Source organism: Stenotrophomonas sp. 71799_Sma, from assembly GCF_056482505.1.
Genome location: NZ_CM151202.1, coordinates 2,622,307 through 2,645,243, shown reverse-complemented (window position 1 = coordinate 2,645,243; position 22,937 = coordinate 2,622,307). Strand labels below are relative to the sequence as shown.

19 protein-coding genes are annotated in these 22,937 nt (G+C 67.1%); 14 read left to right on the top strand and 5 right to left on the bottom strand.

Going from position 1 to position 22,937, the window contains the following annotated elements:
• Positions 1-36 precede the first annotated feature (36 nt).
• From ACZK4Z_RS12270 to ACZK4Z_RS12235, 8 genes are all read left to right on the top strand, one after another.
• Positions 37-3,156 carry a TonB-dependent receptor gene (locus ACZK4Z_RS12270; protein ID WP_478450848.1) on the top strand — a complete coding sequence of 1,040 codons (3,120 nt, stop codon included), beginning with the start codon at positions 37-39 and terminating at the stop codon, positions 3,154-3,156.
• 27 nt (positions 3,157-3,183) lie between these two features.
• Entirely contained in the window at positions 3,184-3,939 is a 756-nt protein-coding gene (locus ACZK4Z_RS12265) for a HupA family protein (RefSeq protein ID WP_241874000.1), read from the top strand.
• A 59-nt stretch (positions 3,940-3,998) separates the two neighbouring features.
• On the top strand, positions 3,999-4,763 hold the full coding sequence (locus tag ACZK4Z_RS12260; protein ID WP_049437519.1) for a Slam-dependent surface lipoprotein: 765 nt from the start codon (positions 3,999-4,001) through the stop codon (positions 4,761-4,763).
• A gap of 90 nt (positions 4,764-4,853) precedes the next feature.
• Positions 4,854-6,308, top strand: coding sequence for a surface lipoprotein assembly modifier (locus ACZK4Z_RS12255; protein WP_430371393.1), 1,455 nt, complete (start codon positions 4,854-4,856; stop codon positions 6,306-6,308).
• Positions 6,309-6,444: 136 nt separating this feature from the next.
• A complete protein-coding gene (locus ACZK4Z_RS12250) occupies positions 6,445-6,849 on the top strand; it encodes a response regulator (RefSeq protein WP_019337750.1) in 405 nt (134 codons plus the stop codon).
• Positions 6,850-6,858: 9 nt separating this feature from the next.
• Positions 6,859-8,454 carry a PAS domain-containing protein gene (locus tag ACZK4Z_RS12245; protein WP_235651794.1) on the top strand — a complete coding sequence of 532 codons (1,596 nt, stop codon included), beginning with the start codon at positions 6,859-6,861 and terminating at the stop codon, positions 8,452-8,454.
• 70 nt (positions 8,455-8,524) lie between these two features.
• Positions 8,525-8,866, top strand: a complete 342-nt coding sequence (locus tag ACZK4Z_RS12240) for a type II toxin-antitoxin system prevent-host-death family antitoxin (RefSeq protein WP_010485378.1) — start codon at positions 8,525-8,527, stop codon at positions 8,864-8,866.
• A gap of 3 nt (positions 8,867-8,869) precedes the next feature.
• Positions 8,870-9,499 (top strand): ATPase, encoded by a 630-nt coding sequence (locus ACZK4Z_RS12235; RefSeq protein ID WP_010485380.1) that lies wholly within the window; start codon positions 8,870-8,872, stop codon positions 9,497-9,499.
• Between the two features lie 99 nt (positions 9,500-9,598).
• Here ACZK4Z_RS12235 and proP read toward each other — a convergent pair whose 3' ends face one another.
• The 3 genes from proP to ACZK4Z_RS12220 form a co-directional block, all read right to left on the bottom strand.
• Positions 9,599-11,086, bottom strand: a complete 1,488-nt coding sequence (proP, locus tag ACZK4Z_RS12230; RefSeq protein ID WP_049480999.1) for a glycine betaine/L-proline transporter ProP — start codon at positions 11,084-11,086, stop codon at positions 9,599-9,601.
• A 261-nt stretch (positions 11,087-11,347) separates the two neighbouring features.
• Positions 11,348-11,476 carry a hypothetical protein gene (locus tag ACZK4Z_RS12225; protein WP_256202341.1) on the bottom strand — a complete coding sequence of 43 codons (129 nt, stop codon included), beginning with the start codon at positions 11,474-11,476 and terminating at the stop codon, positions 11,348-11,350.
• Between the two features lie 85 nt (positions 11,477-11,561).
• The gene (locus ACZK4Z_RS12220) at positions 11,562-11,789 is read right to left on the bottom strand and encodes a hypothetical protein (protein WP_019337747.1); all 228 of its coding nucleotides are present in this window, start codon (positions 11,787-11,789) and stop codon (positions 11,562-11,564) included.
• Between the two features lie 162 nt (positions 11,790-11,951).
• Between ACZK4Z_RS12220 and ACZK4Z_RS12215 the strand changes: the two genes are divergently transcribed.
• The 3 genes from ACZK4Z_RS12215 (at position 11,952) to ACZK4Z_RS12205 (ending at position 15,155) form a co-directional block, all read left to right on the top strand.
• Positions 11,952-12,368 (top strand): baeRF12 domain-containing protein, encoded by a 417-nt coding sequence (locus ACZK4Z_RS12215; protein WP_019337746.1) that lies wholly within the window; start codon positions 11,952-11,954, stop codon positions 12,366-12,368.
• A 5-nt stretch (positions 12,369-12,373) separates the two neighbouring features.
• Positions 12,374-12,697 (top strand): thioredoxin family protein, encoded by a 324-nt coding sequence (locus ACZK4Z_RS12210; RefSeq protein WP_430371397.1) that lies wholly within the window; start codon positions 12,374-12,376, stop codon positions 12,695-12,697.
• A 103-nt stretch (positions 12,698-12,800) separates the two neighbouring features.
• Positions 12,801-15,155 (top strand): GH92 family glycosyl hydrolase, encoded by a 2,355-nt coding sequence (locus ACZK4Z_RS12205; protein ID WP_478450847.1) that lies wholly within the window; start codon positions 12,801-12,803, stop codon positions 15,153-15,155.
• A gap of 167 nt (positions 15,156-15,322) precedes the next feature.
• On the opposite strand, the gene ACZK4Z_RS12200 is transcribed toward ACZK4Z_RS12205, so the two are convergent.
• Positions 15,323-16,702 carry a sensor histidine kinase gene (locus ACZK4Z_RS12200; protein WP_430371401.1) on the bottom strand — a complete coding sequence of 460 codons (1,380 nt, stop codon included), beginning with the start codon at positions 16,700-16,702 and terminating at the stop codon, positions 15,323-15,325.
• Entirely contained in the window at positions 16,695-17,369 is a 675-nt protein-coding gene (locus ACZK4Z_RS12195) for a response regulator (protein ID WP_019337742.1), read from the bottom strand. The genes ACZK4Z_RS12200 and ACZK4Z_RS12195 overlap by 8 nt, the downstream gene beginning before the upstream one ends.
• Positions 17,370-17,431: 62 nt before the next feature.
• Here ACZK4Z_RS12195 and ACZK4Z_RS12190 point away from each other — a divergent pair, with 62 nt between their 5' ends.
• The 3 genes from ACZK4Z_RS12190 to ACZK4Z_RS12180 are packed head-to-tail and all read left to right on the top strand — an operon-like array spanning position 17,432 to position 22,922.
• A complete protein-coding gene (locus ACZK4Z_RS12190) occupies positions 17,432-18,679 on the top strand; it encodes a TolC family protein (RefSeq protein WP_430371403.1) in 1,248 nt (415 codons plus the stop codon).
• The gene (locus ACZK4Z_RS12185) at positions 18,676-19,848 is read left to right on the top strand and encodes an efflux RND transporter periplasmic adaptor subunit (protein WP_430371405.1); all 1,173 of its coding nucleotides are present in this window, start codon (positions 18,676-18,678) and stop codon (positions 19,846-19,848) included. Before ACZK4Z_RS12190 ends, ACZK4Z_RS12185 begins: the two co-directional genes overlap by 4 nt.
• Positions 19,845-22,922, top strand: coding sequence for an efflux RND transporter permease subunit (locus ACZK4Z_RS12180; protein ID WP_430371407.1), 3,078 nt, complete (start codon positions 19,845-19,847; stop codon positions 22,920-22,922). Before ACZK4Z_RS12185 ends, ACZK4Z_RS12180 begins: the two co-directional genes overlap by 4 nt.
• The last annotated feature ends 15 nt before the right edge of the window (positions 22,923-22,937 follow it).

Here is a 22,937-nt window from a genome sequence, read left to right as displayed (position 1 = left end):
GCCCGTGGTTCCGCCACGCTTGAGGAGTTCCTGTCCATGCCGTCCACGGCATCCGCCTGTCATCGTCGCGCCACCGTCCTGGCTCTTGCCATCTCCACCGCATTGCTGCCGCTGGCCTGGGTGCCGGCCGTGCAGGCGCAACCGGTGGTCGTCGCACCGTTGCGCCAGTACACCATTCCGGAACAGCCCCTGGCCGACGCCGTGCGTGCCTTTGGCCGCCAGGCCGATGTGCAGGTGGTGTTCCGCAGTGACCTGGTGGAGGGCCGCCGCTCCAGTGCAGTGAGTGGTGAGTACAGCCAGATGCAGGCACTGCAGCAGCTGTTGCGCGGCAGCGGCGTGCGTGCACAGCGCGGCATGGACGGTACCTGGAGCCTGCGGGCCGCAGCGGAGGCGGGTGAGGGGGAAGGGGTGCGGGTGACCAAAACACTGGACGTGGCCGGTCGCCTGCAGTCGGAAGGGGGCGAGGCGCGTGATCGGCGCGGCTACGATGATGTGTTCGCGCTGGACCTGACCACGGCGTATTCGGGGCGCGACCGGGTGGAGCGCTATCGCGGCTCCAACCCGGCCGACGTGGTAAAGGATCTGGTCGGTGTGTTCAGTGGCGATGCGCGCAACAGCGGCGCGCTGGACATCAACATCCGCGGCATCCAGGGGCCGGGGCGGGTGCCGGTCAGCATCGACGGTGGCGAACAGGCGCTCACGGTCTGGCGCGGCTATAACGGCGTCAGCAACCGCAATTACATCGATCCCAACCTGATGGGTGGCATCCAGGTCATCAAGGGGCCAGGGCTGGTGCGCGATGTGCACAGCGGGATCGGTGGCGCGCTGGTGATCAAGACCATCGACGTCGATGACATCGTGGAAGCGGGTGAGCGCTTCGGCGGGGAGCTGAAGATCGAAGGCAGCAGCAATGCGGTGGCGCCACGCCTGCCGCGGCTGCACACCGGCGAGGATTACCGCACCGTGCCGGGGTTTCCGCAGGGCTCGCCGAACTCGCCCTACGACGACCGCACCCTGGTGGTGCCGGTGAAGTCGCGCAGTGGCAACAACCCCCTCGATGGCGAGGACCAGGCCTGGCGCCTGGCGCTGGGCGTGCGTGGCGACAACGTCGACCTGATGGCCGCCTACGCCTGGCGCAAGCGCGGCAACTACTTCTCCGGGACCCAGGGCAGCGCCTACTACGACCAGGACCGGCGCGAGCAGTTCGAGTACCAGGGCATCGACTACATCACCACGCTGGCGCGCTACTTCAAGCCCGGCGATGAAGTGCCCAATACTTCCAGCGAACAGGAGTCCTGGCTGGTCAAGGGCAGCTGGCAGATCAACGATGACCAGCAGTTGAAGGCGACCTGGCGGCGAACGCTGTCGCACTACGGCGAGATCATGCCGTCGCGCATCCTGTCGGCACCGGACTATGGGCGCATCCAGTGGCCGCTCAGCCGGGTTGCGTCCGATGCCTGGAACCTGGAGTACCGCTTCCAGCCGGCCGGCAGCCGCTGGCTGGACCTCTACGCCAACCTGTGGCGCACAGAGACGGACAGCGATACCTACACCGCAGGCGGCTTTCCGAACTTCGCCCCGGGCAATCCGGACTGGAATGCCGGCGCCAGCCCGATTCTGCGCAACACCGCGCTGGCAAATGCGATCAACGACCGGACCGGCCTGACCCTGAGCAACCGCTTCGCCCTGCATTCGACCCTGGACCTGACCGTGGGCGGCAACTGGCAATACGAGAAGCTCGGTTCGCGCGACCCGTATTTCGGCCCGTCCGACGGCTGGCGCATGTACCCGCGTGCCGGCCGTCGCCAGGAGGGCGAGGGCTACCTCACGCTGGAATGGCGTCCGGTCGACTTCCTGACCCTCAATGCCGGCGTGCGTTACAGCCGTTACTGGGCGTTCGACGACTTCCTGCAGGCCCACCCGGAACTGCAGACGACCTCGATCGTGCCGCGCGAAGCGCAGTACCGGGTGAATGAACTGCCACCGCGGCCGGACAGCCTGCAGGGCGAGATCGACGCACTCGAGAGCGAGCGGGAATTCTGGGACAGCATCGGCATGGGCTGGATCGTCGATCAGTCGCTGGCCGACCTGCTGCGCAAGTACGAGACACCCAGGGAGGTCCAGCACGGCGTTCCCTGGTTGCCCGATGCAAACGGCAACTACAGCCGAGCCACCAATCCCTGCCTCAACGGCCAGGTCGCCGCCATCCCCGGGCTGCTGCCGATGGTCCTCGGCACCGACATCCGCTGCAGGATCGGGAGCGGGGCGATGCAGTCGGTGGCCGGGCGCAACGAACGGCACCGCGATCACGCCTGGTTGCCGACGTTCTCGGCGACGGTGCGTTTCTCGCCGGCCGCTCGTGCCTATCTGCGCTACAGCGAGGAGGTGCGCTTCCCCAGCATGTTCGAAAGCACCATTGCGTTCTCCAGCAGCCTCAATCCGCTGTATCCACTCAAGCCGGAGCATGCCTACAACTACGAGCTGGGGTACGTGCACAACCTTTCCGGGCTGTTCGGCAACACCGCCGATGCCGACGTCAAGCTGGCCTACTACGTGCACAAGACCCGCAATGTCATCGAGCGTGATGCGTACTTCATGTTCGACAACATCGACAAGCAGACCATCCGCGGCATCGAGCTGCAGGCGCGCTTCGACAACCGGCGCTTCTTCACCGATCTGGGCATCAGCCGCATCCTTGAAAACGAAGTCTGCGATGAAAGCTCGGCGGTACGGCTGGATGCGGACCAGGGGCGGGTGCCCAACTGCGTCCAGGATGGCTTCGTCAGCGGCTATCTGCTGACCCAGGCCACGCCGAAGCTGTCGGTGAACTGGTCACTCGGCACCCGCCTGTTCGATGAGCGCCTGGAGCTGGGCAGCCGCATCGTGCACTACCAGCGGCACGACAATCCGGACCTGCAGGCCTACCGCGACCGCCTGATCGCCGGGGGCAGCAGCCTGCTCTGGCAGAACGTGCCCTTCACCTGGGGAAACATCACCACGGTGGATGCCTACGCCCGCTGGCGCTTCAACCAGCACGCCAGCGTCGAGCTGGTCGGCAGCAATCTCGGCAACCGCTATTACGTCGACCCGGCAACACGCTCAACGCTTCCGGCACCGGGCCGCACGATCAAGCTTGGCATCACCGCGCGCTTCTGAGTCCGTATTCGACAGGGAGAATCAACCGTGAAACAGCCCCGCACCCTTGTACTTTCGATCGGCCTGCTGGCTTCCATGCCGGTCATGGCTGCCGACATCGCTGGCGGGCAGAGCCCGGCCCAGGACGGCGTCCATTACATCAACGCAGGCGAATCGACACTCAATGCCGGTCCGCACCGTTCCGGTCGCGCAGGCATTTCGTTGGGGCCGTATGCCAATGCGGCGCGAGTGGACGTGGCCAGCCTGGCGCCCTACGCCACCACGGTGGTGCGCGGCGCAACCACGGTCCGCACGCTGGGCCCGGACGCAGGCCTGCCGTTCGCCACCGCTGGCGTGGGCTACTTCAGCTTCGTGCAGATGGGCAATGCAGATGTCTGGTTCGGTGAATGGTCATCCAGCGGCGCGCAGGCGGGCTTCAATCACCGCCAGGTGTTCTTCGTCGGTGACCGTGCCGGTACTTCGCTGCCAGCAGGCATCGTGACCTACACCTTGGCTGGCATCAACCGCTTTGATGGCAGCGGCGTGCTGGAAGGTGCACTGCGGGCGAATTTAGATACCGGCACCGTCACCGCCGGCCTGGTCGGGACCGGATACAGGCTCGCCGCGAGCGGCACGCTGGATCGCGCCACCGGTGCGTTCAGCGGTTCGGCCATCGCCAATGGTTCGATCATCGGTACCAGCAGCGGCCAGTTCTTCGGCGCCGGTGCCAGTGCGGTGACCGGCATCGCAACCTTTGCCGGCAACAGCCAGTTCGATACGTCCTTCGGCGGTCAGCGCAACTGATCCGCCGCCGTTCCTTTTTGTGTTGTACCTGTAGTTCCCTCAACCCAAGGAGCAATACCATGAAAATGATCAACCGTTCCCTGTTGGCCGTCGCCGCTGCACTGGCCCTGGCCGGCACTGCGCAGGCGGCCGACATCGTCGGCGCTGCCAGCCCGGCGACCGATGCGCAGCTGTACGTCAAGGTGGGTGCGTCGGAAGTCAACGGCGGCCCGCACTCGGCCGGCAAGGCCGGTATCGGCGTCGGCACCGTGTCCAATGCCAAGCCGGTCGATTTCCAGGGCCTTGCGGCCTACTCGGCCCCGACCACCGTCAATGGTGTCACCGTACGCACTCTGGCTATGCCGATCACCGGTACCCCGGGCAGCCATTCCGGCATGGGCCACTTCAACTTCGTCAAGGTCGGCAGCGGCGATGTGTGGTTCGGCGAGTGGTCCAAGGATGGCGCCGCTGGTGGCTTCAACAACCGCCAGGTCTACTTCGTCGGTGACCGTGCCGGCACCACGCTGCCGGCCGGTGTGGCCACCTACAGCGTCGCGGGCCTGAACAAGTTCAATGGCAGCAACCTGCTGTCGGGCACCTTCCGCGCCAACTTCGGCAATGGCACCCTGCTCGGTGGCCTGAGCGGTGGCGGCCTGTCGATCAACGTCAACGCCAACATCAACAGCGCCAACGCCTCGTTCGCCGGCACCGCCACCGCCAACGGCTCGGTCAGCGGCACCACCCAGGGCCAGTTCTTCGGCGCCAACGCGGCCACCCTGGCCGGTATCGCCACCTTCACCGGCAACAGCCAGTACGACACCGCCTTCGGCGGCAGCAAGAACTGATCGCCACGCCCCTGACGGGGCAGGGCAGGGACAAGCCGCGATCCGCCAGTCCCTGCTTCGGCCCGTTGCATGCACCACCACGGATCGACCATGCGCCATTCCATCTTCCTTGTCGTACTGCTGTTGGCTGCCACCGACGTGCGCGCCCAGCAGGACGATCTTCGTCGTGTGCTTGAACAGGGCACCGAACTGTGCCACCAGCAGCAGGACCAGCAGCGCCTGCAGCAGGCGGAGTCGGAGCGGCCGACCATCACCATCGACGGCCAGACGCTGCGCGTGGAGCGCACCGTCGATGATCTTGGCCAGGCCCTCTACCTGTCACTGCAGCATCAGCAATGGCAGGCTGCCGCTGCGTTCCTCGAGGAGTACATCGAACTGCCGGGGCATGATCCCCTGCTGCGCCACTATGCGCAGGGGGCGCTGGCGCGGGTGGCAGGCGACCATCGTCGCGCGGCGAAGGAGTACGAAGCGCTGCTGGCGGCGCAGCCGGATTTCCTGCCGGCCCGCCTCGAGCTGGCACGTGTCTATGCGGAAGACCAGCGCGATCGCGATGCGGCCGCGCTGTTCACGGCCATCGCTGCAGGCATCAATGCCGATGATCCGGCCACGGCCGGCGTCCGCGCGCGCGTGGACGGTTACCTGGGTGCCCTGCAGGCGCGCCAGCGCTGGAAAGGCGCGCTGTCCGCCGGCCCGGCATGGAGTGACAACATCAACCGCAGTTCGGCCAGTCGCACCTGCCTGTTCGGCGTGGGCGACGCCTGCATCATCGAACGGAAACTGCCGGACGCCCAGCGCGCGGCGGGCCTCGACTACGACGCCAGCCTGGAACGGCGCTGGGTGCTCGGCGGGCATCATGGGCTGTATGTGCGCGGTCTCGCCTTCGGCCAGGCATGGCGCGGGCACAGTGCGTACAACGAGCTCAATGCCAACGTGCAGGCGGGTTACAGCTGGCGTAGTGCACGGCAGACCGTGATGCTCGCCCCCAGCTATGACTACCAGGCCCTGGGCAACCATGCGCTGCAGGGCGGCAGCGGCGTGCACGCGGAATGGCAGTACGCCCTGGATGCACGCAGCCTGCTCAAGCTGGAGGCTGACTGGAAGCGCCAGCGCTACCGCCAGCAGGGCCTTGCCAGCAACTACGACGGCGAGCTGGCATCGCTGTACGCCACCTGGTTCCGCGCGCTCAATCCACGCTGGACGGTCTTCGCCGGGCTGGATGTTACCGACAGCAGCGCAGCCGACCCGGCCAACGGCTACCGCCAGCGCGGCCTGCGGCTGGGCGCGGCGCGGCAGTGGAGTGGCACCACGGCCACCGTATTCGTGTCGCTGCGCCAGCGCGACTACGACACCTGGAGTCCGTTGCTGGAGGCGCGCAGGCAGGACGACGAACAGAACCTGATCGCCATCGTGCGCAGCGAGCGCCTGGCCGTGGCCGGGCTGGTACCCAGCCTGAGCCTGCGCTACGCGCGCATCGACAGCAACGTCGGCTGGCTGTACAGCCACGACCGCAGCCTGCTCAGCCTGAAGTGGGAACGGGCCTTCTGAACGCGGCGTTGCAATGCCGCGGTGAACGCGCCGTGGCCGCGACCTTCATCCATCATCACGCGCTCTTGTAGCCCGGTTCGCGCATCCTGCGGGCGTTGCGGCAGAGGTGGGCCGCGTGTATCGAGGAGCGCCGGTCGTGCTGGAAGCGGGCAACAAACCAGAGGGCCTGAAAGGGCTGCGTGTACTGGTGGCGGAGGATGAATTCGCCATCGCGATGTTCCTGGTCGACTATCTGGAGCTGAAAGGCGCACAGGTGGTGGGGCCTGCCGGTGACCTGCAGGCGTTGGGGCAGCTGGTCGATACCCATCCCATCGATGTGGCGTTGCTGGACATCAACCTGGGCGGTGAGCAGGTCTATCCGCTGGCCGATCGGCTGGCCGAGGCGGGTACCCCCTTCCTGCTGACCTCCGGTTACGACGACAACCTGCCCAGCCGCTTCGCCAGCGCGCCGCGCTGTACCAAGCCTTATCACATCGAAACCCTGGTGCAGCAGCTGGCCGGGCTGGTGGCGGCGCCGCAGGTCTCTGCGGGCATCGCCTGATTGCGCGGCATGTCGCGCCGTCCTGAAGGCATCCACGCCGCCACGCTGCGTGGCGGGATGCCACCTGCGCCGCGCCTGCATGCGCGCCACGATGGCATGGCCGCGCGTATCGCCCGCCATGACTGGTCATCCACGCCCTTGGGTGCCTGCGCGCAGTGGCCGCCCCACCTGCGCGCTACCGTGGACCTGATGCTGGCCCATGGCTTCCCGATGATCGTGCTGTGGGGCGAGCAGCTGGTGCAGCTCTACAACGATGGCTATGCCGAGATCCTGGCCGACAAGCATCCCGGTGGACTCGGCCAGCCGACCCGCGAGTGCTGGCCCGAGGTCTGGCACATCAACGGGCCGCTCTATACCCGGGTTTGGCAGGGCGAGACGCTCACCTTCGAGGACAAGCTGTATCCGCTGGTCCGCCGGGGGCGTCTGGAGGACATCTGGTTCACCATCACCTACAGCCCGATCCGTGGTGAGGAAGGGCGCATCAACGGCGTGCTGGTGACGATGTTCGAGACCACCGCCGCGCATCTGGCGCGGGCCGCGCGCGAGCGCGAGGAACTGCGGCGGCGCGAGAGCGAGCGACGCCTGGAGCTGGCCTTCAGGATGCTGCCGGTCGGCCTGTGCATCGTCGATCTGCAGGGTCGCATGCTGCTGTCCAACGACCAGATGCGTGCCTACCTGCCCAGCGGCAAGGTGCCTTCCACCGATGAGGCCAACCTGCATCGCTGGCGTGGCTGGCATGCCGACGGTAGCGCCATCGGGCCGGAGGATTTCGCCATCGCCCGTGCGATGCGCGGCGAGACCGTGGTGCCGGGGCTGGAGTTCCAGTACCTGCACGACGATGGCCGCGCGCGCTGGACCCGGGTCGCGGCCGCGCCCCTGCGCGATGGCGATGGTGAGGTCAGCGGGGTGTTCGCCATCGCCGTGGACATCGACGATCTCAAGCGTGCCGCCGAGCGCCAGTCGGTGTTGCTGGCGGAGCTGCAGCACCGGGTGCGCAACATCATGTCGACTATCCATGCCATTGCCTGGCGGACCCGCGAGTCGGTCAGCAGTGTGGATGAATACGCCGAACGGTTGTGCGGGCGACTGATGTCGCTGGCACGCACGCAGAGCCTGCTGACCCGTGGCGCCAATGCCGGGGTCTGCCTGCGTGGCATGATCGATGAGGAGATCGCGGCGCAGACGCCAGCAGCGGCCGCCTACCGCCTGCAGGGCGAGGACGTGCTGCTGCCGCCGAAGGCGGCCGAAGTGCTGTCCTTGGCGATCCACGAATTGGCGACCAACGCCCTGCGGCATGGTGCGCTGACCCATGAGGACGGCCGGATCGACGTGTCCTGGCACCTGCAGGTGCAGGACGGGCAGCCGTGGCTGGGGCTGCACTGGTGTGAACGCCATGCCACCGTGGAAGACTGGGAGCTGCCCCGGCAGCGTGGCCTTGGCCGGGCGCTGATCGAGCAGCGCGTGCCGTACGAGCTCGCCGGCAGCGGCGAGCTGCGCTTTGGCCCACAAGGCCTGGATGCCTGGATCCGCTTCCCGCTGCGCGAGCGTGACAGTCTGCTGCAGACCGATGCGCCGGGCGCAGCGGCGGACGGTTCCGGCAGGTAAAGGTCCATTTATCCCCAATTGGGCCAAATTGGGTATAGTGGCCATTATCCACCCTGCCCGGAGCCGTGCCATGACCCTGCCGCTGGATCTGCCTGGCCTCGAGAAGGCCCCAGCCTCGTCGGTGAAGACCCGGGGCTGGCCGAGCCTGATGCGTACCGTGCGCGAGAAGCAGGCGCTGGTCATCACCAACCACAACCACCCCGAAGCGGTGATCGTGGACATCCGCACCTACCAGGAGCTGCTGGCCAAGGCCGCCGGCAGCGATGCCGGTGAGCGCAGTGAAGAACTGCTGCGCCTGCGCGGCGAATTCGACCAGACTCTGGCTGGCCTGCAGCGCGGTGAGGGGCTGGGCAAGGTGCTGGGCCAGCCGATCCGCCGCGGCCGCAAGGTCACCCTCGGCCGTCCGCTCTGACCGATGGGGCGGATCCTGGTGCTGGCCGGCGTCAACGGCGCCGGCAAGAGTTCGCTGCTGGGAACCTGGCTGGAAGCCGAAGGGCTGGGCTGGTTCAACCCCGATTCGTTCACCCGCCGCCTGGTAGAGGCGGGCTGGCCGCTGCCCGACGCCAATGCCGAGGCTTGGCAGGAAGGCACCCGCCGCCTGCGCCAGGCCATGGCCGATGGCACGGACTTCGCCTTCGAGACCACGCTGGGCGGCAACACCATTCCGCGCCTGCTGCGCGAGGCCTGCGAGCACCATCACGTCGCGATCTGGTTCTGTGGCCTGGCCACGGTGGACCTGCACATTGCCCGTGTTGCAGCGCGGGTGGCCGCCGGCGGCCATGACATTCCGGTGGAGAAGATCCACGCCCGCTTCGATTCGGCACGCGAGAACCTGCTGGAACTGCTGCCACACCTGGCCGAGCTGCATGTCTACGACAACAGCGCTCCCGCCGACGCCGACGGCTGCGTCGAGCCGCTGCCGGTGCTGGCGATGGCGCACGGCCAGCTGCAGTACCCGGTCTCGGTGGCCGAGCTGCTGCACACGCCGGACTGGGCCAAACCCATCGTGATGCGTGCGATGGAGTTGAACGCTGCGCGCGATTGAGGGCGCGTACGTTGTAGAGCCGAGCCCACGCTCGGCTGATCCCTCGAAAGGCAGCCGCGCGCGGGCTTGGCCGTACAACAACGCCGGCTTCGCCGAGCCTCAGGCCGGCTTTACCTGCTCAGGCTCCGCAGTCTCCGGCAGTGGCGGCAGGCTCGGGTCCACCGTCACCGGCACATCGCTCTTCAGCAGTGCGGCGGCTTCCTTGTCGCTGCCGACCGCCGGCGGTGAACCGCGCAGCGGCAGGCCGGCGGTTTCCTTCACGAACAGCATCGTGATCAGGCCGATCACCGCCGCGCCCATCAGGTAATAGGCCGGCACCAGCGGGTCGCCGGTACGTTCCACCAGCCATGCGGTCACCAGTGGCGTGGTGCCACCGAACAGCGACACCGACACATTGAAGGCGATCGACAGTGCGCTGTAGCGCACCGGGGTATAGAACAGCGCCGGCAGCGTGGACGGCATCGAGCTGGTGAAGCACACCAGTGCCAGGCCCAGCAGCATCAGGCCGAGGAAGATCAGCCAGTCGTTGCCGCTGCCGATCAGCAGCAGGCAGGGTACGGCCAGCACCAGCAGCGCGATGCAGGCACCGATGATCATCGGGCGGCGGCCAAGCTTGTCACTGAACAATCCGCCGACGATGTTCAGCGGCATCATCACCAGCATCACGATGATGATCAGCAGCAGGCCCTTGCTCTCGGCATAGCCCATGGTGACGCTGAGGTAGCTGGGCATGTAGGTCAGCAGCATGTAGTCGGTCACGTTGAACACCAGCACCAGGCCCATGCAGACCAGCAACTGGCGGCCATGTACCTGGAACAGCGCGGCGAGCCCGGGCCGGTCGTGCTCGCGCTTCTCGGCTTCCTCGGCGAAGGTGCGGAAGGCCGGCGTTTCCTCCAGTTTCATGCGCATGTACAGGCCGAGCAGGCCCAGCGGGCCGGCCACCAGGAATGGAATGCGCCAGCCCCAGTCCAGCATCTGTCCGCTGCTCAACAGCATGTGCAGCGCGGTCACGGTTCCGGCGCCGGCGATGTAGCCGCCCAGCGTGCCGAACTCCAGCCAGCTGCCCATCAGGCCGCGGTTGCGGTCGGTGGAATACTCGGCGATGAAGGTGGCCGCACCGCCGTACTCGCCGCCGGTGGAGAATCCCTGCACCACACGTGCCAGCAGCAACAGCACCGGTGCCCAGATGCCGATGCGCTCGTAGGAGGGAATCAAGCCGATCGAGAACGTGCCCAGCGCCATCAGGATCATGGTGAACGCCAGCACTTTCTGGCGCCCATAACGGTCGCCGAGCGGGCCGAACACCAGGCCGCCGAGTGGACGCACCAGGAATGCCACGGTGAAGGTGGCGAAGGCGGCGATCACCTGTGCCGTGGGGTTGCTGGACGGGAAGAACACCTGGCCGATGGTGACGGCCAGATAGCCGTAGACACCGAAGTCGAACCACTCCATGGCATTGCCAAGTGCGGCGGCGCCCACGGCGCGCTTGAGCATGGGCTTGTCGACGACGGTGATCTCATCGACCTTCAGGTGGCGGCGGCGTTTGAACCAGCCGAAGTGGGCATGGGAATCGGGCGTGTCCTGCATAGGGGCTCCCTTGTAGGTATGGAATAGGGGAATGGGTGCTGTGGTGTGTCCCGGAAATCGGAAACGGCGATGCAGGCGCAAGTGGCGCAGGGGCATCGGAAGGCGGCGTGGGGGCCGGGGAATGTGTGCAGGCGCAACGCCACGCGCACGGCAAAGCACCGCCGCAGGGGCGGAGACGCGAAAACGGGATCACAGCGGCCGCGCAGTCAGCGGCCAGGTATCACATCAGCGTAGGGGGTGCAGGCAGAGCGCCTGCGGGCGTCATCCGCCGGGATCCAGCGCGAGGCGATGGAAATGCAGGGCGGGAGCATTCGTGGCAAGCGAAGCGCCGGTCGGCAGTGCTTCCCACGTAACAGGTGCGCCCGTCACGTAGTGGGTCGTGTCGATCATCTGTTCATCATAACGGCATCGGCGTGAGCATGCAGCGAAGCAGGCTGATCTGCACGCTGTGTTCCACCTCGCCTGTTCAGAAGGCTCAGGCCGACTTCGCCACCAAGCCGAACACCGTGCAGGCCATCGCCAGGGCGCCCGGCAGTGCCAGTTTTCGCGTGACCAGTGCGGCGCCGATCATGGTGAGCACCGAGAGCATGATGGCCAGGGCGAAGAACGGTTGGCCCTGCAGGAACTGGTGGATGCAACCGGCACAGCCGGCAATGGCCAGGCTGGTGGCAAAGCAGACGTGGAACAGTGAGCCAGCGTACACAGAGGTTCCTCGCGATGATGGAGGCCATAGCGGCAGGCAGCCGGACAAATTTAGCGCTGATTGCAGATTGCGATGACGGGATCACATCCTGTACGCGCTCTGGTGACATCGGCGTGCATAAGGTGGAGCGCACACCCACTTTTCGGATTGATGGAGGATGCAATGGCGCGGACGATTCCCGAAGGAACCCTGATCGTGGTTGCCGACGGTGGTTCGGCACGGGTGTTCACCAACGTGGGCAGCAACCACCAGTTGACCTTGAAGCAGGAAGGCGAACTGCGCCTGCAGGACATCAGCGAGCAGGGCGTATCCGGGCAGGGGCCTGCGGGTGCCGTGCCGAAGGACATGTCGGTCTCGCAGCTCAACGAGGCGACGTTTGCCAAGCAGGTGGCCGAACAGCTCAACGAAGATGCCTTGAAGAACCGCTATGCGCACCTGGTGTTGATCGCCGACCCGACCACGCTGGGTCGCATTCGTCCGCTGCTGCATAAAGAGGTCCAGGCGCGATTGCTCGGGGATATTGCCAAGGATCTGACCAACGCGCCGTTGGAAGACATCCAGAAGGCACTGGCGGCGTAGCGCTCATGCCGTTCATGCGTGATCACCTTGCGAACGAGCCCACCTCTGTGGAGGTGGCGGCGCAGGCTGGCTGGCAGGTGCTGGAGTTCGGTGCGCCCTGGTGTGGTCATTGCCAGGCCGCGCAGCCGGCGCTGCGAGCCTTCGTCGAGGCGAACGATCTTCCGCACCGGAAGATCGAAGATGGCAAGGGCAAGCCATTGGGCCGCGCGTTCAAGGTGAAGCTGTGGCCGACGGTGGTGCTGTTGCGCGATGGCCTGGAAGTGGCGCGGGTGGTGCGCCCGGTCGACAGCACAGATCTGGCAACGTTGCAGGGCGTGCTGCCGGATTGATGCCTATGTAGCGTTGAGACGGCCGATGGACGGACGCCCGCACTGCAGCATGCGGCGCAGCACACCCGGTGCTAGCATCCGGCAACCATCTGAATCGATCCAAATGCCGATGCCCACGCTGGACCGTCGTCTCCTGATCGTTGTCGCCGCCACGGCGATGCTCGCTTCCGGCCTGGCGTCGGCCGATCCTGCCAGAACGGCCGCCGACAAGGCCTATGCCTCGGTCGACCCATTCATCGGTACCGGTGGCGAAGGCCACACCTATCCCGGTGCCACGGTGCCGTTCGGCATGGTCCAGCTCAGCCCGGATACGCGCATCCAGCCGCGCGAGAAGGCCTACGGCTGGGCGGCCGGCTATCGCTACGACGACAGCAGCATCGTCGGCTTCTCGCACACCCATTTTTCCGGCACCGGCCATTCGGATCTGGGCGACATCCTGCTGATGCCGTTCACCGGCAATCCGGGGCTGGAACGTGGCGATCCGGAAAAGCCGCGCAGTGGTTACGCCTCGCGCTTTCGCCACGACGACGAGAAGGCCGAGCCGGGCTACTACGCGGTCACCCAGGATGACTACAAGGTTCGCGCGGAGCTGACCACCAGTACGCGCGTGGGCGTGCACCGCTATGCCTTCCCCAAGGGCGCCGATGCCAAGGTGCTGCTGGACATGCGCACCAGCATGTACGACTACCCGGGCAAGGTGCTGTGGTCGCGGGTGCGGGTGCGCGCCGATGGCACGGTGACCGGCTTCCGCGAAACCCGCGGCTGGGCGGCGGGCCGCCAGCTGTACTTCGCGATGCGCTTCTCGCGGCCGCTTTCCGGACATGAGCTGCACAACTCCGAGAAGGACATCGCCTACAAGGGCTTCCCGCCGCCGGGCGAGAAAGATCCGGCGCAGCGAGCACAGATCGAGGGGCGTCAGTTGGTCGGCACCTTCAACTTCGGCAAGCTGGACGCGCCGCTGGTGGTCAAGGTGGCCATTTCTCCGGTCAGCGAAGCCGGCGCCATCGCCAACCTTGACGCGGAAGTGGCCGATTTCGATTTCGACCGCGTGCGCGCGCAGGCCAAGCAGGAGTGGACGCAGGCGCTGTCGGTGCTCGATATCGACGCCCCCGAGCATGCCCGCCGCAGCGCCTACACCGCGCTGTACCACACCCTGCTGGGGCCGACACTGTTCATGGATGCAGATGGCCAGTACCGCGGCTCGGACAATGCCGTGCACCAGGCCAAGGGCTATACCAACTACTCCACCTTCTCGTTGTGGGATACCTATCGCGCGCTGCACCCGTTGCTGACGCTGGTGCAGCCGGAGAAACGCAACAGCGACTTCGTCAATTCGATGCTGGCCCACCACGAGCACAGCCCCTACGGCATGCTGCCGGTGTGGTCGTTCCATGGCCTGGAAGACTGGTGCATGATCGGGTACCACGCGGTGCCGGTGATTGCCGATGCCTACGTGAAGGGCATTCGTGGCTTCGACGCCGACAAGGCACTGAAGGCGATGATCGAGACTGCCAACTACGGCCCTTATGACGGCATCGCGCAATACCGCGAGCTGGGCTATGTGCCGATCGACGAGGAAGGCGAGGCGGCCAGCAAGACGCTGGAGTACGCCTTCGATGACTGGACCATCGGGCGCATGGCGCAGGCGATGGGCAAGACCGATGTGGCGGCGACCTTCGACAAGCGCGCCGGCAACTGGCGCAATGCCTTCGACAAGGACACCGGCTTCATGCGTGCGCGCAAGCGCGATGGCAGCTTCCGCACTCCGTTCGACCCCAGCGCCAGCGGCTATGGCACCGACTACACCGAAGGCAACGCCTGGCAGTATTCGTGGTACGTGCCGCAGGACGTCGCCGGCCTGGCGGCAGCGCATGGTGGCAGCGACAAGCTGCTCGCGCGCCTGGACGAGGTGTTCAACGCCAAGGTGGATCCGTCCATCTTCGAGCACATGGAAGACATCACCGGCCTGATCGGCTGGTATGCGCATGGCAACGAGCCCAGTCACCATGTGGCCTACCTGTATTCGTACGCTGGCCAGCCGTGGCGCACCCAGGCGCGCCTGAAGCAGATCATGGACACCCAGTACGCCGATCGCCCCGATGGCCTGGCCGGCAACGATGATGTCGGCCAGATGTCGGCGTGGTACGTGTTCACCGCCCTGGGCTTCTATCCGGTGGCCCCGGGCTCGGGCGAGTACATCCTCGGCCGCCCGTTCCTGCCGAAGACCGCGATGCGCCTGCCGAACGGCAAGGCGTTCACCATCGTGGCCGATGGGCTGGATGACAGGCACACCTACGTCGGCAACGTGAGCCTCAACGGCAAGCCGCTGCAGCGCACCTTCCTGCGCCATGACGAGATCCTGGCAGGTGGCGAGCTGCGTTTCACCATGCAGGCCGAGCCGAACAAGGATTGGCCGGGGCAGGGCGCGCAGGCGCCGTACTCGATGACGACGCCATAACGGTAGCGCCGGGCCATGCCCGGCGGACTGCATTGATGCGCCTTTGGTAGGTGCCAACCTTGGTTGGCACGTGGGAGGTCAGCGGCGCCCACCAAGGTGGGCGACTACCGGAATCTTCCGGCCGGGGTGCCTCTGGTAGGTGCCAACCTTGGTTGGCACGCAGGACGTCAGCGGGAACGGAACCTCAACCCCACCCGCGCGCCACCGATCGGGGCGGTATCAATCATCAAGGTCGCGCCATGCCGCTGCGCGATCTCGGCCACGATCGCCAGCCCGAGCCCGCAGCCGTCGCCGTCGCTGCTCGCCCGATAGAAGCGTTCCGTGACGCGCGCGCGTTCGGCTTCGGCGATGCCGGCGCCGTCATCGTCCACCCATACCTGCGTGCCTTCGACCTCCTGCCGAACGCCGAGGGTGATCACACCGCGCGAGGCGCCATAGCGCAGCGCGTTGTCCAGCAGGTTGCCCAGTGCCTCGCGCAGCAGCTGTGGATCGCCCTGCACCTGCACGCCGTCGTCGGGTCCGTCGTAACCCAGGTCCACGCCCGCAGCCAACGCGCGATCGGCGTAACGCTCGACCACGCCGCGCGCCAGCGCGGCCAGATCCAGCGGCCGCAGCGGCAGTGCACTGCCATGTGGATCTTCCGATCGGCTGAGCATCAGCAGCTGGTTGACCAGGTGCTGCAGCCGCGCCAGCCCGGCCAGCGTGCCGGACAGCGCCAGTTGCTGGGCCTGCGGATCGTGCTGGCGCAATGAACTCTCAAGCTCCACCTGCATCGCTGCCAGCGGCGTGCGCAGCTGGTGCGCGGCATTGCTGACGAAGCGCCGCTGTGCATCCTGCATCGCGTCCAGGCGCTGCAGCAGCGCGTTGTAGGCCTCCACCGCCGGCCACAGTTCGCGCGGAGCTTCCTGCGCCGGATCCAGCGGCGCCAATGGATCCGGCCGCGGGCTGGCCAGCTTCCGCGCAACCAGGTTGGCATGGCGTGCGGCAGCGCCGGTACCGGACCAGGCCAGCCATGCCGCCAGTGCCAGGATCGCAGCCTGGAACGGAACGCTGGTCAGCAGCAGCTTGCGCTCCAGCCGGTGCCGCTTGCGCAGTGTCTCGGCCACGCGCAGCCGGATGTCATGACCCGGCCTGGCGCTGACCACCACTTCGACCATGCGCACGGCCTGCCCACGCAGCCGCGCATCATAGTAGACCGGGTCGTCGCTGCCGGCGGACATCGACGGGCGTGGCAATGCCTCGGGCAGGTCGCCATACAGGCGCCCACCCGCGGCGTCGACCACCTCGCCATGCACTTCGTCGGCGGTGTCCCAGGTGAACATGCGCGACACCGCCGGGGTGATCTCGATGGACGCGCGGCCGTCCTGCACCGTCACCAGCTCGGACAACGACATCGCCGAATCCAGCAGCCAGCGATCGTAGACCTGGCCGGCGTAGAAGCGCGCCAAGGCGAATGAACCCACTGCGCTGCACAACAGCAGTACCAGCAGTGGCAGCCACAGGCGTCTCAGCAGCAGGCCACGCAGGCTGTGCACGCGCTCAGTCACCCACGGCCTCCAACCGGTATCCAAGCCCACGCAGCATGCGGATGCCGACGCCGGCGTGGGTCTGTTCCAGTTTGCGGCGCAGGCGGCTGACATGCACTTCGATCACCGACAGGTTGGCCTCGTGGTCCCAGCTGTACAACGCATCGAACAGGCGCTGCTTGGTAACCGTGCGGCCGGGATGCTGCATCAGCGCCTCGACCAGCGCCAGCTCGCGCGCGGTCAGTTCGATGCGCTGTCCATCCACCTGTACTTCATTGCGGATGCTGTCGAAGCACAGGCGCCCGAGCCGCTTCCGCGCCGGCGCGTCGCTGCGCCGGCGTGACAACGCGCGCAGGCGTGCTTCCAGCTCACCCAGTGCGAACGGCTTGGCCAGGTAATCGTCGCCACCCCGGTCCAGCCCAAGGATGCGGTCCTCCACACCATCGCGTGCGGTCAGGATCAGCACCGGCAGGGTGACGCCGTCGTTGCGCAGGCGTGAGAGCAGGTCCAGGCCATCGACGTCAGGCAATGAAAGGTCCAGCACCATCACGTCATACGGTGCGCTGGCCAGTGCCGCCGGCGCGTGCAGCCCACGCGAGAGGTGGTCGCACAGATGGCCGGCGCCCTGCAGGGCGCGGATCAGTCCATCGGCCAGCGCGGCGTCGTCTTCGATCAGCAGGATTCGCATTGCAAGCTTCGTGCAAGGTTGGGGCAAGTTTGGCGCAAGTGCATCACCTTACCGTGACGTGCATGAATTTCTCCCCTCGTTTTGCGGCCGTGCTGGCCACTCTTCTGTGCGCGCCCACCGCTTCGGCGCTGTCCCTGCAGGAAGCGCAGCGCGCCATGGAAGCACACAACCCGGACCTGCGTGCGGCGGCACTGGAGCTGCGCGGCGTGCAGGGCGATGTGCAGACGGCGGCGTTGCGCCCGGCCACCGAGTTGTCGATCGGCACCAGCAAGATCAGCCCCAAGCATGGCATCGGCTCCGGACGCTGGCAGGATAAGCGGGTGGACAGCACCGTGGGCCTGGGCTGGACCTGGGAGCGCGGTGGCAAGCGTGCGTTGCGTATCCGCCAGGCCGATGCGCTGCTGGAAGTGGCCGGGCTGGAGATGCTCGATGCGCGGCGCCGCCAGCAGGTGGCTCTGCATGAAACCTATTTCGCTCTGAAGGGCGCCCAGGAGCTGGCGCAGATTGCCGATGCCAACCGCCAGAGTTCGGCCGAACAGATGGCAGCGGCGGACAAGCAGGTTGCCACCGGGGCGATGGCGCCGGTCGACCGCGCGCGGCTGGCAGTGGACGACCTGGCGGTGGCCGACGCGGCGCGCGAGGCGTCGCTTGATCTGCGCGATGCGCGGCATGCGTTGGGGCTGCTGCTCGGCCGCGACGACAGCCATGACCTCAGCGCCGATGATCCTTGGCCGGAGGCCAGCAGCGTGGCCAGCGTGCGTGCGTTCGATCCGCAGCAGCGTGCCGATCTGCGCGCGGCACGTTCGCGCCTGGCCGCGGCCGACGCCGGTGTGGCACTGGCGCGCAGTGAGCGCCACCGCGACATCCAGTTGGGCGTGGAGGCCGAGCGCGAGCCGGCTGACATCAGCGGCGTCACCTGGGGTGTGTCATTGACCATACCGCTCGGCGGCCCGTCCCGTGCACGCGGCGCGATCCAGCGTGCCGAGGCCGACCGTGACAGTGCCGCGCTGGAGCTGCAGGTGCTGCAGCGCGAAGCGCGTGCCGAACTGGACCAGTTGCAGGCCAGCGCGCAGTCCGCCGCGCAGCGCCGGAGCGACTACGAAGGACTGCAGTCCGGCGCCGCACGCAGGGCGGTGCAGGGCATCGAGCTGGCCTACCGCCGCGGCGCCGCCAGCCTGACTGATCTGCTGGATGCGCGCCGCAGCTGGCGCGAGTTCGAGGCCGCGTTGATTGAAGCGCGTGCCGACCATGCCATTGCCCTGGCGCGCTGGGAAGCGGCCACATCCGTTGCTGAAGGAGAGTCCCGATGAAGTCCACCGTCGCTTATCGACCGCAGGCGCGACAGGCCGTGCTGCCGGCCTTGCTGGCGCTGGCCCTGCTGGGCGGCTGCGGCCGCGAACCGGCGTCGTATACCGAGGACGCGCCGAAGGTCAGTGCTGGCCAGATCCAGTTTCCTGCCGGTAGCCGCCAGCTGGACGTGCTACGCAGCGAGGCGGTCACCGCCGGCGCCAGCGCCAGCCTGCAGCTGCCGGGCCGGGTGGTCTGGGACGAGACGCGCTCCAGCGCGCTGCGTACGCCGTTGGCGGGGCAGGTGGCGCGCATCGAGGCACAGCCGGGGCAGAAAGTGAAGGCGGGCCAGGTGATCGCCTGGATCACTTCGCCCGAATTCGGCCAGGCCCAGGCGGAGGGCGTGCGCGGCCGTGCCCAGCTGCAGCAGGCGCGCAAGGAGCTGGAGCGCACCCGCGAGTTGCATGCGGCAGGTGTGGCGTCGGGCCGCGAACTGGACGAGGCCGAGGCCAATTTCGCCGGCAGCCAGGCCGATCACGCGCGTGCGACCGCCTTCGCCAAGGCCTATGGCAATGGCCAGCACGTCGACCAGCGCCTGCCGTTGCGCGCGCCGATCGATGGCGTGCTGGTGGAGCGGCGGATGAGCCCGGGCGTGGCGGTCAGCCCCGACAGCGAACAACCGTTGGCGGTGATTGGCGATCCTGACCGCTTGTGGCTGCTGCTGGATGTTCCCGAGAGCCTGGCCGGACGCTTGAAGGCGGGCATGCAGGTGAGCGTGCCCGGGGCCGATGGACAGCCGCTGCGGGCGACCCTGCAGCACGTGGATGACTTCGTCGACAGCGAACGCCGCGTGGTGCAGGCGCGCGCCGAGCTGGACAACCGCGCACGCGGTTTCAAGGCGGGGCAATACGTGCGCGCCCAGGTGGCGTTGCCGGCCGAGGGCGGTGTCTCGCTGCCCGATGCGGCCGTGTTGTTGATCGACGGCAAGCAGGTGGTGTTCGTGGAGGAGGGCAAGGGCCGCTTCGTGCGTCACGCGGTGCATGCCGAGGAGCTGGGCGATGGCCGGCTGTGGGTGCGTGAGGGCCTGGCCGCAGGCGCCAGGGTGGTGGTAGAAGGCGGCCTGCTGCTGCAGCAGCTGGCGGACAGCGCACCGGCCGCCGCCAGCACCGGCACGGGGCACGCCGCTCCATGATCGATCGCCTGATTGCCTACTGCCTGCGCCAGCCATTGATGGTGATGCTGGCACTGCTGCTGTTCATGGGCGCTGGCATTGCCGCGTTCCGTGTACTGCCGGTGGAAGCCTTCCCGGATGTATCCGACACCCAGGTGACCGTGGTGTCGCTGCACCCGGGCCGTGCCGCCGAAGAGGTCGAGCGCGAGGTGACGATGCCACTGGAAGTGGCGCTGTCCGGCATCCCGCATTCGGTGCGGGTGTTCTCGCATACGCAGTTCGGCCTGTCGATGATCATCCTGACCTTCGACGACAAGGCCGATGACTACTTCGCGCGCCAGCAGGTGCTGGAACGCCTGCAGGGCGTGGAACTGCCGGAAGGGGTAACGCCGGAACTGGAGGCGATGAGCTCGGCGGTAGGTGAGATCTACCGTTATGTGCTGAAAGGCCCGCACATGACGCCGACCCAGCTGCGCACCGTGCAGGAATGGACAATGGAACGCAGCCTGCGCACCGTGCCGGGCGTGGCCGATGTGATCAGCTTCGGTGGCTTCGCGCGCACCTTCCAGGTCAAGCCGGACCTGGACAAGCTGCGTGACCGTGGCATCAGCCTCGGTGAGTTCGCCGAGGCGCTGGAGAAGGGCAGCTCGAATGCGGGCGGCGGCTACGTGGAGCGTGGGCAGCAGCAGTTCCTGATCCGTGGCGTGGGCCTGATGCGTTCGCCGGCGGACATTGGCAACGTGGTGGTGGCGCAGCGCGGGGGCACGCCTATCCTGGTGCGCGACCTGGCCGGCATCGCCGACACCGGCCTGCCGCGCCAGGGCCTGGTCGGCCAGGACGACAACGACGATGCAGTGTTCGGCATGGTGCTGATGCGCAAGGGCGAGAACCCGTCCGACGTGCTCGACGCCCTGCATGCGCGCATCGCCGAGATCGAGGCCAACCAGTTGCCGGCCGGGGTCAGCATCGAGCCGTTCTACGACCGCTCGTGGCTGGTCTCGACCACGCTGAAAACCGTCTTCCGCAACCTGCTGGAAGGCGCGGTGCTGGTGTTCCTGGTGCTGTGGCTGTTCCTGTACAACGCCCGCGCCGCACTGATCGTGGCGGCGATGATGCCGCTGGCGCTGCTGTCGACCTTCCTCGGCCTGCATCTGTGGGGCGTGCCGGCCAACCTGCTGTCGCTGGGTGCGATGGACTTCGGCATCATCATCGATGGCGCGGTGATCGTCACCGAACACATCGTCTCGCGACTGTCGAAGCTGCCACCTGCGGCCGACCGGAAGACACGGTTCTCGACCATTCTCTCGGCCGCATCGGAAGTGGGGCGGCCGACGTTCTTCTCGATGCTGATCATCATCGCCGCGCACATCCCGATCTTCACCCTGCAGCGCCAGGAAGGCCGCATGTTCGCACCGATGGCGTACTCGGTGACCTCGGCCCTGATCGGTGCGTTGATCCTGGCGCTGACCGTGGTGCCGCTGTTCTGCTACTGGTGGCTGCGGCGCGACCGCATGCGTGACGGCAATCCGCTGATGGACCGCCTGACCGGCTGGTATCGGCCGATCCTGGAGCGTGCATTGGCCCGCCCGCGTGCGGTGGTACTGACCGCGGTTGCGCTGCTGGTCGGCACGCTCGCACTAGGCACCCGGTTGGGTTCGGAGTTCCTGCCCGAGCTGGACGAAGGCTCGATCTGGCTGACCGCCACGCTCGACCCGAGCACCAGCCTGGTCGAAGCGCAGCAGCAGTCGCGGCGCATCCGTGAGCTGGTCGGCACCTTCCCGCAGGTGTCGACGGTGGTGGCCAAGCTTGGCCGCCCGGAAGACGGCTCCGACGCCAAGGGCGCCAACCAGATCGAGGCGCTGGTGGCGTTGAGGCCGGAGAAGGAGTGGCCGAAGGGCGTGGACAAGCGGCAACTGGTGAGCGACCTGCAGCGCACGCTGGAGCAGCGCATCCCGGGGCCTGAGTTCTCGATCTCGCAGCCGGTGCGCGACAATATCCTGGAGAGCATCTCGCAGATCAAGGGCCAGGTGGTGATCAAGGTCAGCGGCTCGGACCTGGACGTGCTGAATCAGCAGGCGCAGGCGATCCTGGGTCAGGTGCGTGGCGTGGAGGGCGTGGAGAGCGCCTTCATCGACCGCGACGGGTCATTGCCGCAGCTGCAGATCGAGATCGACCGCGACCGCGCCGCGCGCTATGGCCTGAACGTACGCGACGTCGACGAAGTGATCGAGACCGCACTGGGCGGGCGCCAGGTCGGTGAACTGTGGGAGGGCGACCGCAGGTTCCCGATCACGCTGCGCCTGGACGACGCCGACCGCGACCTGCAGCGGCTGCGCACGGTGCCGGTGGGCATCGGCGATGGCCACACCGTGACGCTGGCCGACGTGGCCGACTTCCGCATGGCCAGCGGCGCGATCAACATCTCGCGCGAGAACGCACAGCGGGTAAAGGCGGTGAGCATCTTCATCGCCGGGCGTGACATGGGCAGTGTGGTGGCCGACATGCGCAAGCGCGTGGAGGCCAGCGTGCAGCTGCCGGAAGGCTACCGGCTGGAGTGGTCCGGCGAGTTCGAGAACCAGCAACGTGCGATGAAGCGTCTGGGATGGGTGATCCCGCTGTCGGTGCTGATCATCTTCGTACTGCTGTTCGATGCCTTCAAGGACGTCAGCAGCGCCGCACTGATCCTGGCCAACGTGCCACTGGCGATGATCGGCGGCATCCTCGCCCTGTGGTTGACTGGGATTCCACTGTCGGTGTCGGCGGCGATCGGCTTCATTGCATTGTTCGGGCAGGCGGTGCTGAACGGGGTGGTGATGCTCAGTCGCTTCGCGCAGCTGCGCGAGCAGGGCATGGACCTGCTGCAGTCGGTGGTACAGGGCTCGCTGCAGCGCCTGCGCACGGTGCTGATGACCGCACTGCTGGCGATGTTCGGCCTGCTGCCGATGGCCACCTCGCATGCGATCGGTGCCGAGACCCAGAAGCCGCTGGCGGTGGTGGTGATCGGCGGCCTGCTGTCGGCGATGCTGCTGACCCTGCTGGTACTGCCCACGTTGTACTACTGGGTGCATCGCCGCCGCGAGGCGCGCATCGCCTGACCTACCTGTAGAGCC